The organism is Bacillus luti (assembly GCF_001884105.1).
Lineage (GTDB): Bacteria > Bacillota > Bacilli > Bacillales > Bacillaceae_G > Bacillus_A > Bacillus_A luti.
This window is the reverse complement of record NZ_MACI01000065.1, coordinates 14,972-29,580: the sequence shown is the minus strand read 5'-3', so window position 1 is coordinate 29,580 and position 14,609 is coordinate 14,972. Positions and strand designations below refer to the sequence as shown.

Sequence of the window (14,609 nt, the reverse complement as noted above, 5' to 3'; positions counted from 1 at the left end):
GAGCCATGAAGGACTCGAACCTTCGACCCTCTGATTAAAAGTCAGATGCTCTACCAACTGAGCTAATGGCTCATAATCACCAACGTCATATTTTCGTGACGACAAGATGTATCATAACATAGTATCTTTTATTTTTGCAATACCTTTTTTTATTTTTTTATAAAAGATAAGAAAAAACTCATGCGGACATGAGTTTTTTCGGAAAAATATCAATTAAGCTTCGTATACGTTACGAACGATATTTGTTTGATTACGATCTGGTCCAACTGAGAACATAGATAATTGAATTCCTGTTAGCTCAGAAACACGCTCTACGTATTTTCGTGCATTTTCAGGAAGCTCATCTAATGATTTTACACCAGTAATATCTTCTGTCCAACCTGGAAGCTCTTCGTATACAGGCTCACATTTCGCTAAAATGTTTAAGTTTGCTGGAACTTCATCGATAACTTCGCCATTGTATTTGTAAGCAACACAAATTTTAAGAGTTGGAATACCTGTTAGAACGTCGATAGAATTTAATGATAAATCCGTTAAACCACTAACACGACGTGCATGTCTTACAACAACGCTGTCGAACCAACCTACACGGCGAGGACGACCAGTTGTTGTTCCATACTCACGACCAACTTCACGAATTTGATGACCGATTTCATCATGAAGTTCAGTAGGGAATGGGCCATCACCAACGCGGCTTGTATATGCTTTACATACACCTACAACGCGAGTAACTTTCGCAGGACCAACTCCAGTTCCCACTGTTACACCACCAGCAATTGGGTTAGAAGATGTAACGAACGGGTACGTACCGTGGTCAATATCAAGCATAACGCCTTGTGCACCTTCAAATAACACACGACGATTATCATCTAATACATCATTTAATACAACAGATGTATCACATACATATTGCGCGATTTGTTGACCGTACTCGAAGTACTCTTCAAAGATTTCTTCTACACTGAAACCTTCTGTATCGTACATTTTTTCAAACAAGCGATTTTTTTCTACTAAATTGCGCTCAAGCTTCTCTTTAAATGCTTCACGGTCTAAAAGGTCAGCCATACGGATACCGATACGAGCAGCTTTATCCATATATGCAGGGCCGATACCTTTTTTCGTTGTACCGATTTTGTTATCACCTTTACTTGCTTCTTCTAACTCATCTTGTTTTAAGTGATAAGGTAAAATAACGTGCGCACGGTTACTTACGCGTAAATTATCAGTACTTACACCACGATCGTGTAAGTATTTTAACTCTTCAAGTAATGCTTTCGGATCTACTACTAAGCCGTTTCCGATTACACAAATTTTTTCTTTATAGAAAATACCAGATGGGATTAAGTGTAATTTATATTTAACTCCGCCGAAAACAATTGTGTGTCCCGCGTTATTTCCACCTTGATATCTTGCAACTACTTCCGCATGCTCAGAAAGAAAGTCAGTAATTTTACCTTTTCCTTCATCGCCCCATTGTGTTCCTACAACTACTACTGAAGACATTATTCAAGCACCTCCGCAATTTTCAAACGATCTATTCAAACAATATAATTGTACCAAAACCGAAAGAGAAGTCAACCAAAAAGCGAACATTTTTTTATCAAAAAACATTTTCGTTCGTAAGAAATATACATTTCTCTTGTGAAAGCCTTATCTTTCCTATAAAAAAAAAGAAACACATCTTATTATAAGAAATGTGTTTCTTTTTTATACTGCTTTTATGCAGGCGGCGCATGTCCATCCTCAAAGCGACGTTCTAAGTTTACGAACTTATTGAACTCTTTAACAAACGCAAGCTCTACTGAGCCTACCGGACCGTTACGCTGCTTTGCAATAATAATCTCAATTGTATTTTTGTTTTCTGTTTCGCGATCATAGTAATCCTCACGATATAGGAAGGCTACAATATCAGCATCCTGCTCGATACTTCCCGATTCACGAATATCAGACATCATCGGACGTTTATCTTGACGAGATTCTACACCACGAGATAACTGCGACAAAGCAATAACAGGCACTTGCAATTCACGTGCAATCCCTTTTAGTGTACGAGAAATCTCAGATACTTCCTGCTGACGGTTTTCTCCTGATTTCCCGCTTCCTTGAATAAGCTGTAAATAGTCAATCAAAACCATCCCAAGACCTTGTTCTTGCTTTAATCTACGACATTTCGCTCGAATCTCATTTACTTTAATCCCTGGCGTATCATCAATATAGATACCGGCATTAGAAAGGCTACCCATCGCCATCGTTAATTTCGCCCAATCATCAGAAGTTAATGAACCGGTACGAAGTCTTTGTGCATCAATATTTCCTTCTGCACAAAGCATACGCATAACAAGTTGATCAGAGCCCATCTCTAGACTAAAAATCGCTACATTTTCATCTGTTTTCGTCGCTACGTTTTGTGCGATATTTAATGAAAATGCCGTTTTCCCTACCGATGGACGTGCTGCCACGATGATTAAATCATTTCGCTGGAACCCCGCCGTCATCTTATCTAATTCAGTAAACCCAGTTGGTATCCCAGTAACTTCACCCTTTTGATTATGCAAAAGTTCGATTTTATCGTAAGCATCTACAAGAACGTCTTTAATATTTTGGAATGCTTTCGCATTCGTTTGATGAGATACTTCTAATATTTTTTTCTCAGCCTCATTTAAAAGGCCATCCACGTCATCTTCTCTCTCATACCCATCAGATACGATATGAGTAGCTGTGCGAATCAAACGACGTAACAGCGCCTTTTCAGCGATAATTCGTGCATAATATTCAACGTTAGCAGCAGTTGGAACAACTTCTGCTAATTCTGCTAAGTAAGAAACCCCACCAACTTCTTCTAATAATCCTTGATCAGCCATTGCTGATGTCATTATTACTAAGTCAATCGGTTCTCCTTTATCAGATAACCCAAGCATGACTTCAAAAATCTTTTGATGTTTCGTTCGATAAAATGAGTCAGGTACCAATAGTTCCGATGCTGACGTTAACGCATCTTGATCAATTAATATGGCCCCTAAAACCGCCTGTTCAGCTTCTATATTATGCGGAGGGGTACGATCAGCCATTACATCACTCATGCGCAATCCTCCTTGCTTAGCTTATTTTTATTGTTCACTAACATGAACTTTTACTGCTGCTGTTACTTGCGGATGCAATTTCACAGTAACATTTGTATAGCCTAATGCACGAATTGCATCATCCATTTCAAATTTACGCTTATCAAGTTTAATCTTGTGTGATTTTTGCATTGCATCTACGATTTGTTTACTTGTAATTGAACCGAATAGACGTCCACCTTCTCCAGATTTAGCCTTTAATTCTACAGTTAATTTCTCTAACGTTTCTTTTAATTGTTTTGCACTTTCAAGCTCTGCTGCTGCATCTTTTTCTTCTTTGCGCTTTTGAGCTTCTAACGTTTTCATACTGCTGTTTGTCGCTTCAGCAGCTAAACCTTGTTTTAGTAAGAAGTTATTTGCATAACCATCCGGTACGTTTTTCACTTCTCCTTTTTTACCTTTACCTTTTACGTCTTTTAGAAAAATTACTTTCATGATTGTGTGCCTCCCTGTAAATAGTCATCAATAACAAATTGAAGCTTCTCCTCAGCTTCATCTACTGTAACATTTTTCATTTGTGTGGCTGCATTCGTCAAATGCCCGCCACCGCCTAAATTTTCCATAACCAGCTGCACGTTCACTTCACCTAAAGACCTGCCGCTAATCCCAATGAAATTCTCTCCACGTTTCGCGATAACAAATGATGCGATAATACCTGTCATTGTTAATAGCGTGTCCGCTGATTGCGCAATAAGCACTTGGTCGTAGTAATCATCACTATCAACTTTTGCAATTGCAATTCCATTTTTATAAATGTACGCATTTTTAATAGCTTTTGCAACTCGTAAATACTGATCCATATCTTCTTTTAACAATTCTTGTACAAGTACAGTGTCTGCACCATGTGAGCGTAAATAAGAAGCAGCATCAAATGTACGAGCACCTGTCCGGAATGTAAAACTTTTCGTATCAACAATAATCCCCGCTAACAATGCCGTTGCTTCTAACATCGTCATCTTTAAATTTTTCGGTTGATACTCAAGTAGTTCTGTAACAAGTTCTGCCGTCGAAGAAGCATATGGTTCCATGTAAACAAGCAATGGATCTTCAATAAAGTCTTCTCCTCGGCGGTGATGGTCAATAACCACTACATTCTCAATTTTATGTAACAGTTTTTCCTCCATCACCATGGAAGGTTTATGCGTATCAACAACGACAAGTAAGGAATCATCATTTGCAAATTCCATCGCTTGTACTGGTGTAATAAAGTGTGACCATAATTCTTCATTTTGTTTCACTTTATCCATCAAACGCTTAATTCCCTTATCCGAATCATTTTCATCTAACACAATATATCCTTTACGCTCATTTAATTGAGCTACCTTTAAAATACCAATTGCAGCGCCAATCGCATCCATATCAGGAGCTCTATGCCCCATTATAATGACATTACTACTTTCTAATACTAAATCCTTTAATGCATGCGAAATAACTCTAGCACGTACACGAGTACGTTTTTCAACCGGATTTGTCTTACCGCCATAAAATTTAACTTTACCTGTTGCTTGTTTAATGGCTACTTGATCTCCACCACGGCCAAGCGCAAGGTCTAAACCAGATTGAGCCATTGCTCCAAGCTCTGATAAAGGTAAATCACCTGATCCGACACCTACACTTAATGTAAGAGGAATATTCCTTTTGGATGTTTCTTCACGCACCTGATCTAAAATGCTAAATTTCCCTTTCTCCATTTGCGCTAAAATGCTTTCATTTAGCACAACGAAGAATCTTTCAGAAGACGCACGTTTTAAATACGCCCCATACTTAAGAGCCCATTCATTTAATCTGGATGTCACAAGACTTGTTATATTCGTACGTAATTGATCATCTAATCCTTGTGTAACCTCATCATAATTATCTAAATAAATGACAGCCAACACAGTACGTTGATCCTCATACATCTTTTCGATCTCTGTTTGTTCCGTTACATCAAAGAAATAAATTAACTTTTCTTCTTTTCTTACAAAAACACGGAACTTTCGATTATTCAAAGAGACTATATCATCAGATGTTTCCCCCTTAATAAAAAGAAGTAACGTTTCTGATACATCGTAAAGGTGCCATCCAGCTAATGCATGTTGCCCTAGACATGAAGATAAATAAGGATTTGCCCAATCAATCCCATAATCCTTATTGTATAACAAAATACCAATAGGCATTTGGTTAAACGCTTCATTACTCACTTTCTTTACCCTTGTGATCATATCTGTCGTATGTTTTTCGAAATTCCTTTGAAAGGTAAGTTCAAAGCGCACAACAACAAAAAGTACGATACAAAAAACAAAAAAGGCAGCTATCCCCATAATCAAATGAAAGTAACAGAGGATCGAAATGAGCACAAACACAAAAAATGCCAATACATAAACAGGATATAAAAACCACTGTTTCTTATAAAATTCAGGCATGTATACAACTCCTATAAAGTAAAACTAACTTATTTTCCAGTTAGTTCAACAGATTAAAATAGTATAAGGAATATTATTTTATTCCCCTATTTTAGAACGCAATGAAATCCCTAAATCAATTATACCTAAGATTGTCACAAGAGGAAACAGCATCGGGATAAACATGCAGACAATAAAACTAATAATAGGAACCCCTTTAGTAAAACCTTTTTTATGCGCTAAAAAGGTGATAAATGTCAAACCTTGCAATACGAGTAGCAGCGCAAATATGACATATAGATTAGAAAATGCCATATGTAAATATGATGTTGGTTCTACTTTTATAAAAGTTGCTAACAAAATAAATATAACGTAATACCAGACAATACTCTTTGGCAATTGTATATCTTTAAATTTAGGCCAAGGTGTAACGTCATACTTTAATTTTCTCAAAACACTACCTGATAATATTAAGGTGATCCAAGAAAAACATACAGAAACTAGCACAAGTATGCTCGGAAATAGCGTTTGTAATATATCATTCATTTGTGCAAATAACTCTTTTTGTTCCTTACTAACTGGCAAACCAGCAGCACTTACTATCTTTTCACTTTGCGCCATACTTTCATTAATCATATTTTGCATTTGCTTCATTATATTTATGTCGAAAAACTTTATACTTCCAACATAAATAAGCATCATACCAATTAAGTATGTAAGTGTTCCAGTTATTAATAGCTCTACTGGTTTCTTCCCTTTTTTATACATATATCCTAATGCAATACCTATTAGTCCAAACATCACTGTCTTTACGAGACTAATCGGCTGACTCACAATAACTGTAATAAAAAGTGCCGCTACAAAAATTACGAGTACATTAGATAGTTTATGCCTTATTGTCAATAATATAAACGGTAACGGCAATGCAAATATTGCAACTGTACCTAAAATCGGAACATACATAGATATAAGCAATAAAATTGCATATATCGCCAATAACGCCGCACCTTCAGTAATAAATTTCGTACTTTTCATCATCTAACCTCTCTTTCAAAAAAGAAAAGCATAGCAAAATGCACAGTAGAGTCCGACTCTACTGTGCATTTCATACGCTATTATTCACCAACATATGGTAAAAGTGCCATTTGACGAGCACGTTTAATTGCAACTGTAAGTTTGCGTTGGTATTTTGCGCTTGTTCCTGTTACACGACGAGGTAAAATTTTACCACGCTCAGAAACGAAACGTTTTAATAAATCAACATCTTTATAATCGATGCGAGTGATGCCGTTAGCTGTGAAGAAACACACCTTACGACGTTTCGCACGTCCACCTTTGCGTCCTGCCATGTCTATTTCCCTCCATTCTTTGTTAAAACTAACAAATTTACTGTATTAGAACGGTAAATCGTCGTCGGAAATGTCGATCGGTTGACCTACATTTGAAAATGGATCGTCATTCTTCGTAAATCCAGAGTTACCAGTGTTACCTGAGTTACCCGGATTACTAGATTGACCAAATGGGTTAGAGCTTTGGTTACCGAAACCAGCTCCCGATGGTTGCTGATTGAATGAACCGCGTTGCTCCCCACCGCCATTACGCGGCTCTAAAAATTGTACGCTCTCCGCAAGAACTTCTGTTACATATACACGTTTACCGTCTTGTCCATCGTAATTACGAGTTTGAAGACGTCCATCTACGCCTGCTAAGCTACCTTTTTTCAAATAATTTGCTACGTTTTCTGCTTGTTTACGCCATATTACACAATTAATAAAGTCAGCTTCACGCTCACCTTGTTGATTCGCAAATGCGCGATTCACAGCTAACGTAAAAGTAGCTACTGCAACACCATTGGGCGTGTAACGTAAGTCAGGGTCCTTAGTTAAACGACCAACGAGGATAACACGATTCATCAATCGAACCACTCTCCCTTATATATCAATTATTTTTCTTCTTCTTTAACAACGATATGACGAAGGATGTCTTCGTTGATCTTAGCTAAACGGTCGAATTCGTTAATTGCTTCTGAATTAGAGTTCACGTTTAAGATCATGTAGAAACCTTCACGTAAGTCGTTGATTTCGTAAGCTAAACGACGCTTACCCCACTCTTTCGTGTTAATGATTTCTGCACCATTGTTTGTTAAAACACCTGCAAAACGTTCAACTAAAGCCTTTTGAGCTTCTTCTTCAACGCCAGGACGAATGATGTACATAATTTCGTACTTTCTCATTACACTTTCACCTCCTTTTGGTCTAAACGGCCCGTAATGGGCAAGGAGCAATTAATTTATAGTAATTACTCACGAGTTTAGATTATATCATAGTAAGTTATATGAATCAACTCACCAATACATAAAAAACTTGGCAAACACATAATATATTTGCCAAGCTCATATCTTTATTTTTCCTAGGAAATATTAAATTAAACGTTGAAACGGAAGTGCATAACATCTCCGTCTTTTACGATATACTCTTTTCCTTCTAGACGTACTTTACCAGCTTCTTTTGCAGCTGTCATAGAACCATTTGTCATTAGGTCATCATAAGAAACAGTTTCTGCACGAATAAATCCACGCTCAAAGTCTGTATGAATTACACCAGCACATTGTGGTGCTTTCATACCTTGTTTAAACGTCCACGCACGTACTTCTTGTACACCAGCTGTGAAATAAGTAGCAAGACCTAATAAATCGTATGCAGCACGAATTAATTGATCTAAACCAGATTCTTCAATGCCTAATTCTTCAAGAAATACTTTTTTCTCTTCCTCATCTAACTCAGCAATTTCTGATTCGATTTTCGCACATACAACGATTACTTGAGAATTTTCATTTGCAGCAAATTCTTTTACTATTTGTACATACTTATTTTCAGAAGGATCAATAATATCATCTTCACTTACGTTTGCTACGTATAACATTTCTTTCGTTGTCAGTAAATGAAGACCTTTAACAATCTTCATTTGCTCTTCTGTAAATTCAACAGTACGAGCTGGTTTACCCTCTTCAAACGCTTCTTTTAAACGCACTAAAATTTCATGCTCATATACTGCTTCTTTATCTTTTTGTCTTGCTAACTTTGCAACACGCTCGATACGTTTATCAACAGATTCTAAATCTGCTAAGATTAGCTCTAAGTTGATTGTTTCAATATCATCGATTGGATCTACTTTTCCTGAAACGTGCGTAATATTCTCATCTTCAAAACAACGAACAACTTGACAAATTGCATCTACTTGACGAATGTGAGATAAAAATTTATTTCCTAAACCTTCACCTTTACTAGCGCCTTTTACGATACCTGCAATATCAGTAAACTCAAATACAGTCGGAACAGTCTTTTTCGGTTCTACTAATTCCGTTAATTTATTTAAACGCTCATCTGGTACCTCTACAATCCCTACGTTTGGATCAATTGTACAGAATGGATAGTTCGCAGATTCTGCTCCTGCTTGTGTAATTGCATTAAATAAAGTTGACTTCCCTACGTTAGGTAATCCAACAATCCCAGCCGTTAATCCCATATTTTTCACTCCTATGTCTCAATCTTTCATCATTATAGATAGTAACGAAAAAAATGACAAGTTTCCTCAAAACGAAAAAAGTAACAGCCGCCTACTGCAACTGTTACTCTCCCTCTATTCTTCATGCTTCACAAGTATTTTTTTCACCTTACGATCAAACTCTCTTCGAGGAATCATTACCGAATGGTCACATCCCTCGCACTTAACGCGGATATCCATTCCCATACGAATAATCTTCCAACGATTCTCACCACAAGGATGGGCTTTCTTCATTTCCACAACATCATACAAGTTATATTGCTTTTGCTCCACTCTCCAAATCCCCTCTCCATACTAGATTGCTTTTCCGCTAACCAATTCTTCACGATTATATAAAACCATACGTGGATATGGAATTTCAATTCCATGTAAATCAAGACGATTTTTAATCTCTTTACGAAGAGCCCTTGCAATAACCGCATGTTGCATTGGCTCTACTTCAGCAATGACGCGTAATATAACTTCTGATGCGGCTAATGTTTGTACACCTAACAATTGAGGCGTTGTTACCATCTTCTCGTACTTTGCAGGTAATTCTACTAATAAATCTTCAATAACTTGCTCTGCTTTTGCAATGTCGGCCTCATAAGAAATAGATACATCAACAAATGCTACACTGTTACTTACTGAGAAGTTAGTAACTTGAATGATACTTCCGTTTGGTAAAGTATGAATTTCACCTGTCCAACTCTTTATTTTTGTTGTACGAAGTCCAATTTCTAAAACGACTCCTTCAAATTGACCGATTCTAACATAGTCTCCAACTGAGAACTGGTCTTCTAACAAGATAAATAATCCTGTAATGACATCTTTCACTAAACTTTGAGCACCAAATCCGACCGCTAAACCAATTACCCCAGCCCCCGCTAATAAACCTGATGCATTAATATCAAACACGCCTAAAATCGCAATTAACATAATGAACATAACAACGTATGCCACAATATTTTCAAGTAACTTCGCTACTGTAACTGTACGACGTTCTGAAATTTGAATTGGCGAACGACTTCCCATACGAAATGCATTTCGTACAATTGCTCTTGCAATTCGCACAACGAGCGCACCAAGTATTAAAATAACGATTATTTTTAGTGATTTCACACCTATATTCGTCCAATCAATGGACTCAAACCATTTCAACGCTAAATCCATGTACCTCTACCTCTCCAGCTAAAATTTCTTTTTAGTTATCCTTCTTATTGTATCAGAACTCTCTCTGGTTTCTGAAAAAAATTTATGACTTTAATTCCATTTGTTAACTTCCATTCAGGTATAAAATGGAACGAATATATATATACTAGTACTATTATTTCTGTTTTTATTTGGATTTTACAAAAGTATGCACTTATAGTATTCCACTTAACTCGCTATATAACATATTTTGAAAATTTATTAAAAGGATGGATGCTTCATGAATATTGGAAGTTTTCGCTTACCTTTTTTTGAAAAGGAAACTCAAAATGTTATGCATCAAGACTTAGAGGCCCCCGAGACGATCAGTAACTTCTTACTTTCCCACATCCCTATTAAAACGAATATACCACTTACTCTCGTTTGTATCGGAACAGATCGTTCCACTGGCGATGCATTAGGTCCTTTAGTTGGCTCCAAGCTAGAACAAGTAGAAATCAAAAACTTCCAAGTGTTCGGCACGCTAGATGAACCTATACATGCGTTAAATTTAGAAGAAAGAATTCAGAATATACAGAAAAATAATCCTACTTCATTTATCATTGCTGTTGACGCGTGTTTAGGAAAATCCCAAAGCATCGGTTCAATCACTACCGGAAAGGGACCTAGTAAGCCTGGGGCTGCTATGAATAAGAACTTACCTGCAGTTGGCGATTTGCATATACACGGCATCGTAAATTTAAATGGTTTCATGGAATTTTTCGTACTTCAAAACACAAGGTTAAGTTTAGTTATGAAAATGGCTGCTGTCATCGCGCAAAGCATAAAGGAAACGGATCAAAAATTATCTGTATTAAAAAAAGCAAACCATCTATAAATAATAAGATGGTTTGCTCTTTAATTTTCCTGTGATAACAATTCTAAAATACGATTTAAATCTTCTTTATTAAAAAATTCAATTTCAATCTTGCCTTTTTCTTTTTTCGTTTCTTTAATTTTCACGTCTGTGCCAAACTTTTCTCTTAAGAACGTTTCGCGCTCTACAAAAAATATATTTCTCTCTTTTTTCACTGGTTTTGTTTCACGTGAAACGCTTTGATTAATCTCCTGAACAATTTTCTCTAATTGACGGACATTTAATCCTTCTTTTTCTATTCGTTTCAATAAAGATTTCAATTGCTCTTCATCTTTTATTGTAAGTAGAGTTCTCCCATGAGCCATTGAAAGTTGACCATTTGCAATCATATCTTGCACGAATGAAGGGAGGCTTAGTAACCGAGTATAATTTGCGATATAAGGCCTACTTTTACCAAGACGTTTTGCTAATTGTTCTTGCGTTACATTTAGCTCATTCATTAACATCTGATATGCCATTGCTTCTTCCATAGGATTTAAATCTTCTCGTTGCAAGTTTTCTAGCAATGCAAACTCCATCATTTGCTGCTCATTTAATTGCCTTACAACTGCAGGTACTTTTTCGAGCCCAGCCTCTTTGGCAGCACGATACCTTCTTTCACCTGCAACAATTTCATATCCTTTAATACTCTTTCTAGCAATTAATGGTTGTAATATGCCGTGTTCTTTAATAGAAGTCGCTAATTCCTGAATCGCTTCTTTATTAAAGTGTTTACGTGGTTGATATGGATTCGGCCTTAATTCAGTTACTATAATCTCCTGAATTGTTTCTTCTTCTTTCACATCTAAATCAGGAAAAAACACATTAATTCCTCTTCCTAATCCTTTAGCCACCTGCAATCACTTCCTCTGCTAAATCTATATACACTTCTGCTCCTCTTGATTTAGCGTCATACTGCATAATCGGTTTCCCATGACTTGGCGCCTCACTTAAGCGCACATTACGAGGAATAATCGAACGGTATACTTTATCTCTAAAGTATTTTTTCACTTCATCTATCACTTGAATCCCTAAATTTGTACGGGCATCCAACATTGTTAGCAATACACCTTGAATTGCTAGATTTTTATTTAAGTGCTTTTGCACAAGTCGAACTGTATTTAATAGCTGACTTAATCCTTCTAGTGCGTAATATTCGCACTGAACAGGAATAATAACAGAATCTGCTGCTGTTAATGCGTTAATCGTTAATAACCCTAAGGACGGTGGACAGTCGATAATAATATAATCATATTCATCACGAACTGGCTGTAATGCCCTTTGCAAACGTACTTCCCGGGAAATAGTCGGTACCAATTCAATTTCAGCACCTGCTAATTGAATTGTAGCGGGTAGAACATCTAAGTTTTCAGTTGCGGTTTTCCGTATAACTCCTTGAACATCTGCATCTTCCACAAGAACGTTGTAAATACATTGATCTAATTCGGATTTTTCAATTCCCACACCAGTCGTTGCATTTCCTTGCGCATCAATATCTACAAGAAGGACCTTTTTACCTGCTTGTGCCAATCCAGCCCCTAAATTAACAGATGTTGTTGTTTTCCCAACACCACCTTTTTGATTGGCAATAGCAATGATTTTTCCCATGATGTCACCTACTTTCAACCTTTCTATCTTATTCTAGTAATAATTACGTTTATTGTAACATGAAATAAAAGTTTTTCTTTTACGTCCTTATTAAACTTCAAAATTTATTTCTAAACTCCTTCTTCATTTAACAAGAAAATATAGCAAAAGAGACCTCTCCGATAGGATAAGGTCTCTAACACACCACTATTATTTCTTTTTTGGAATTTTAATTGTAATTTGATAGTATTCATCAAATTCTTCTTCCTCAGAATTGACATTTAAACCACTGTCAGCAACCATTTGTAATGACTGCCTAATTGTATTCATGGCAATTCTCGTATCTCGACTTACTGCTTTTTGCTTTGCCTTACGCTTCGGTTTTGCTTCCTCTAACAATTTCGCAATTCGTTCTTCTGTTTGCTTTACATTCAGTTGTTTCTCCACAATTTCCTGTAAAACCTTCAGTTGTAATTCCTCATTTTTTAAAGGAATAAGGGCGCGGGCATGACGTTCTGTAATACTTTTTTCTAATAATGCACTTTTTATTTTTTCAGGCAACTTTAACAATCGCAACTTATTTGCGATTGTAGATTGTCCTTTTCCAAGTCGTTGTGCCAATGCTTCTTGTGTTAAATTATGTAACTCAATTAGCTTTTGATATGCCACAGCTTCCTCGATCGCTGTTAGTTCCTCACGTTGCAAGTTTTCAATTAGAGCTACAGAAGCCGTCTCTGTATCATTTAGGTTTTTAATAATAGCAGGGACCTTTTCCCAACCTAATTTTGTTGCCGCACGGAAACGTCTTTCTCCAGCAATAATCTCGTACTTATCATCCTCATATTGCCTCACAACAATCGGTTGAATAAGTCCATGTGTGCGAATTGTTAACGCTAACTCATCAATACGCGCATCGTCAAAAACTGTTCGTGGTTGATAACGGTTAGGAGTAATATTCACTATCGGAATTTCTTGTATTTCTTCATATACCTTTTTATCTATTTCTTCATGGCTTTCGTCTTGTAATTCGAATTCGCTCTCTTTATCTCCAAAGCCAAATAAACGAGAAAACGTATTTTTCATACATATTCCACCACCTTTTAGGCCTATTGACTGTTCTCCATAAAATGTTTCCTATGAAACATTTACGTTTTCATTTATATAATTTAATCTTACGTCTAATAAGATTTATTTTTCAATAGGTAATTTATTGGGTGTTCCCGGTTTGCGTGGATATTTCTTTGGTGTCTTGCGCTTTTTCTCGATTAATAAAATATTACGTTCACTTTCTTCAAACGGTAATTGGAACGTAGACATTTCTTTTAAATCCCCGCCTAGCACCTCTAAAGCATACTTGCCATTTTCGATTTCTTCATTCGCCGCTGCACCTTTCATTGCAATGAATGTTCCTCCAACTTTTACAAGTGGTAAACATAGCTCACTTAATACAGAAAGACGTGCAACTGCCCGTGCCATTACAATATCGTACGATTCACGTACACCTTCTTTTTTCCCAAATGTTTCAGCACGATCGTGACAAAATGCAACATCACTTAATTCTAATTTTTGTGCTAAGTGATTTAAGAAATTAATACGTTTTTGCAATGAATCTACAATTGTTACTTTTAAGTGCGGGAAACAGATTTTCAAAGGGATACTTGGGAATCCAGCTCCTGCACCAACATCACAAATTGAGAATGGTTTTGAAAAATCATAATAAAAAGCAGCTGTAATAGAATCAAAAAAGTGTTTTAAATATACTTCTTCTTTCTCTGTAATAGCCGTTAAGTTCATTTTTTCATTCCACTCTACTAATGTTTCAAAGTAGATTTCGAACTGCTCTAACTGTCTAGAAGAGAGGGTAATACCCTTCTCTTCTAGCATAGATTGAAATTGTTCTATGTTCATCTAACAATATCTCCTTACTAT

Annotated in this window: 16 protein-coding genes and 1 tRNA gene; 1 reads left to right on the top strand and 16 read right to left on the bottom strand. The window is 36.5% G+C overall.

The window, feature by feature from the left end:
* From BAQ48_RS15065 to BAQ48_RS15010, 12 genes are all read right to left on the bottom strand, one after another.
* Nucleotides 1-72: transfer RNA gene (locus BAQ48_RS15065), tRNA-Lys, on the bottom strand.
* Nucleotides 73-213: 141 nt separating this feature from the next.
* Complete coding sequence (locus BAQ48_RS15060; protein WP_000100235.1) at nt 214-1,503, bottom strand: adenylosuccinate synthase; 1,290 nt, start codon at nt 1,501-1,503, stop codon at nt 214-216.
* Nucleotides 1,504-1,718: 215 nt separating this feature from the next.
* Entirely contained in the window at nt 1,719-3,080 is a 1,362-nt protein-coding gene (dnaB, locus tag BAQ48_RS15055) for a replicative DNA helicase (protein WP_001286242.1), read from the bottom strand.
* 27 nt (nt 3,081-3,107) lie between these two features.
* Entirely contained in the window at nt 3,108-3,554 is a 447-nt protein-coding gene (rplI, locus tag BAQ48_RS15050) for a 50S ribosomal protein L9 (RefSeq protein ID WP_071711684.1), read from the bottom strand.
* Nucleotides 3,551-5,524, bottom strand: coding sequence for a DHH family phosphoesterase (locus tag BAQ48_RS15045; RefSeq protein WP_001113893.1), 1,974 nt, complete (start codon nt 5,522-5,524; stop codon nt 3,551-3,553). The genes rplI and BAQ48_RS15045 overlap by 4 nt, the downstream gene beginning before the upstream one ends.
* A 78-nt stretch (nt 5,525-5,602) precedes the next feature.
* The gene (locus BAQ48_RS15040) at nt 5,603-6,538 is read right to left on the bottom strand and encodes a YybS family protein (RefSeq protein ID WP_071711685.1); all 936 of its coding nucleotides are present in this window, start codon (nt 6,536-6,538) and stop codon (nt 5,603-5,605) included.
* Between the two features lie 80 nt (nt 6,539-6,618).
* Nucleotides 6,619-6,852 carry a 30S ribosomal protein S18 gene (gene rpsR / locus BAQ48_RS15035; protein WP_000918873.1) on the bottom strand — a complete coding sequence of 78 codons (234 nt, stop codon included), beginning with the start codon at nt 6,850-6,852 and terminating at the stop codon, nt 6,619-6,621.
* A 45-nt stretch (nt 6,853-6,897) separates the two neighbouring features.
* Entirely contained in the window at nt 6,898-7,419 is a 522-nt protein-coding gene (gene ssb, locus BAQ48_RS15030) for a single-stranded DNA-binding protein (RefSeq protein WP_002113227.1), read from the bottom strand.
* Nucleotides 7,420-7,445: 26 nt separating this feature from the next.
* Nucleotides 7,446-7,736 carry a 30S ribosomal protein S6 gene (rpsF, locus tag BAQ48_RS15025; RefSeq protein ID WP_001233782.1) on the bottom strand — a complete coding sequence of 97 codons (291 nt, stop codon included), beginning with the start codon at nt 7,734-7,736 and terminating at the stop codon, nt 7,446-7,448.
* A 191-nt stretch (nt 7,737-7,927) separates the two neighbouring features.
* A complete protein-coding gene (gene ychF / locus BAQ48_RS15020; RefSeq protein ID WP_071711683.1) occupies nt 7,928-9,028 on the bottom strand; it encodes a redox-regulated ATPase YchF in 1,101 nt (366 codons plus the stop codon).
* A 114-nt stretch (nt 9,029-9,142) separates the two neighbouring features.
* The gene (locus tag BAQ48_RS15015) at nt 9,143-9,340 is read right to left on the bottom strand and encodes a DUF951 domain-containing protein (protein WP_000436054.1); all 198 of its coding nucleotides are present in this window, start codon (nt 9,338-9,340) and stop codon (nt 9,143-9,145) included.
* Nucleotides 9,341-9,361: 21 nt separating this feature from the next.
* Nucleotides 9,362-10,219, bottom strand: a complete 858-nt coding sequence (locus tag BAQ48_RS15010; RefSeq protein WP_071711682.1) for a mechanosensitive ion channel family protein — start codon at nt 10,217-10,219, stop codon at nt 9,362-9,364.
* A 259-nt stretch (nt 10,220-10,478) separates the two neighbouring features.
* Here BAQ48_RS15010 and yyaC point away from each other — a divergent pair, with 259 nt between their 5' ends.
* Nucleotides 10,479-11,075: a spore protease YyaC gene (gene yyaC, locus BAQ48_RS15005; protein WP_071711681.1), complete on the top strand. Its 597-nt coding sequence runs from the start codon at nt 10,479-10,481 to the stop codon at nt 11,073-11,075.
* A 20-nt stretch (nt 11,076-11,095) separates the two neighbouring features.
* Here the strand turns inward: yyaC and spo0J are convergent, their stop codons facing one another.
* The 4 genes from spo0J to rsmG all read right to left on the bottom strand — a co-directional run bounded on the left by spo0J (nt 11,096) and on the right by rsmG (nt 14,588).
* A complete protein-coding gene (spo0J, locus tag BAQ48_RS15000) occupies nt 11,096-11,947 on the bottom strand; it encodes a stage 0 sporulation protein Spo0J (RefSeq protein WP_001051824.1) in 852 nt (283 codons plus the stop codon).
* Nucleotides 11,940-12,701: a sporulation initiation inhibitor protein Soj gene (soj, locus tag BAQ48_RS14995; protein ID WP_000516111.1), complete on the bottom strand. Its 762-nt coding sequence runs from the start codon at nt 12,699-12,701 to the stop codon at nt 11,940-11,942. Before soj ends, spo0J begins: the two co-directional genes overlap by 8 nt.
* Nucleotides 12,702-12,890: 189 nt before the next feature.
* The gene (gene noc / locus BAQ48_RS14990) at nt 12,891-13,763 is read right to left on the bottom strand and encodes a nucleoid occlusion protein (protein ID WP_000799022.1); all 873 of its coding nucleotides are present in this window, start codon (nt 13,761-13,763) and stop codon (nt 12,891-12,893) included.
* A 105-nt stretch (nt 13,764-13,868) separates the two neighbouring features.
* Complete coding sequence (rsmG, locus tag BAQ48_RS14985) at nt 13,869-14,588, bottom strand: 16S rRNA (guanine(527)-N(7))-methyltransferase RsmG (RefSeq protein ID WP_001019622.1); 720 nt, start codon at nt 14,586-14,588, stop codon at nt 13,869-13,871.
* Between the last annotated feature and the right edge of the window lie 21 nt (nt 14,589-14,609).

Bases quoted from the DNA above. Each gene is read 5' to 3' on its own strand.
- BAQ48_RS15040 (WP_071711685.1), bottom strand. From the start codon at position 6,538: ATGAAAAGTACGAAATTTATTACTGAAGGTGCGGCGTTATTGGCGATA.
- noc (WP_000799022.1), bottom strand. From the start codon at position 13,763: ATGAAAAATACGTTTTCTCGTTTATTTGGCTTTGGAGATAAAGAGAGC.
- BAQ48_RS15010 (WP_071711682.1), bottom strand. From the start codon at position 10,219: ATGGATTTAGCGTTGAAATGGTTTGAGTCCATTGATTGGACGAATATA.
- yyaC (WP_071711681.1), top strand. From the start codon at position 10,479: ATGAATATTGGAAGTTTTCGCTTACCTTTTTTTGAAAAGGAAACTCAA.
- rpsR (WP_000918873.1), bottom strand. From the start codon at position 6,852: ATGGCAGGACGCAAAGGTGGACGTGCGAAACGTCGTAAGGTGTGTTTC.
- ychF (WP_071711683.1), bottom strand. From the start codon at position 9,028: ATGGGATTAACGGCTGGGATTGTTGGATTACCTAACGTAGGGAAGTCA.
- soj (WP_000516111.1), bottom strand. From the start codon at position 12,701: ATGGGAAAAATCATTGCTATTGCCAATCAAAAAGGTGGTGTTGGGAAA.
- rsmG (WP_001019622.1), bottom strand. From the start codon at position 14,588: ATGAACATAGAACAATTTCAATCTATGCTAGAAGAGAAGGGTATTACC.
- rplI (WP_071711684.1), bottom strand. From the start codon at position 3,554: ATGAAAGTAATTTTTCTAAAAGACGTAAAAGGTAAAGGTAAAAAAGGA.
- rpsF (WP_001233782.1), bottom strand. From the start codon at position 7,736: ATGAGAAAGTACGAAATTATGTACATCATTCGTCCTGGCGTTGAAGAA.
- BAQ48_RS15045 (WP_001113893.1), bottom strand. From the start codon at position 5,524: ATGCCTGAATTTTATAAGAAACAGTGGTTTTTATATCCTGTTTATGTA.
- BAQ48_RS15060 (WP_000100235.1), bottom strand. From the start codon at position 1,503: ATGTCTTCAGTAGTAGTTGTAGGAACACAATGGGGCGATGAAGGAAAA.
- dnaB (WP_001286242.1), bottom strand. From the start codon at position 3,080: ATGAGTGATGTAATGGCTGATCGTACCCCTCCGCATAATATAGAAGCT.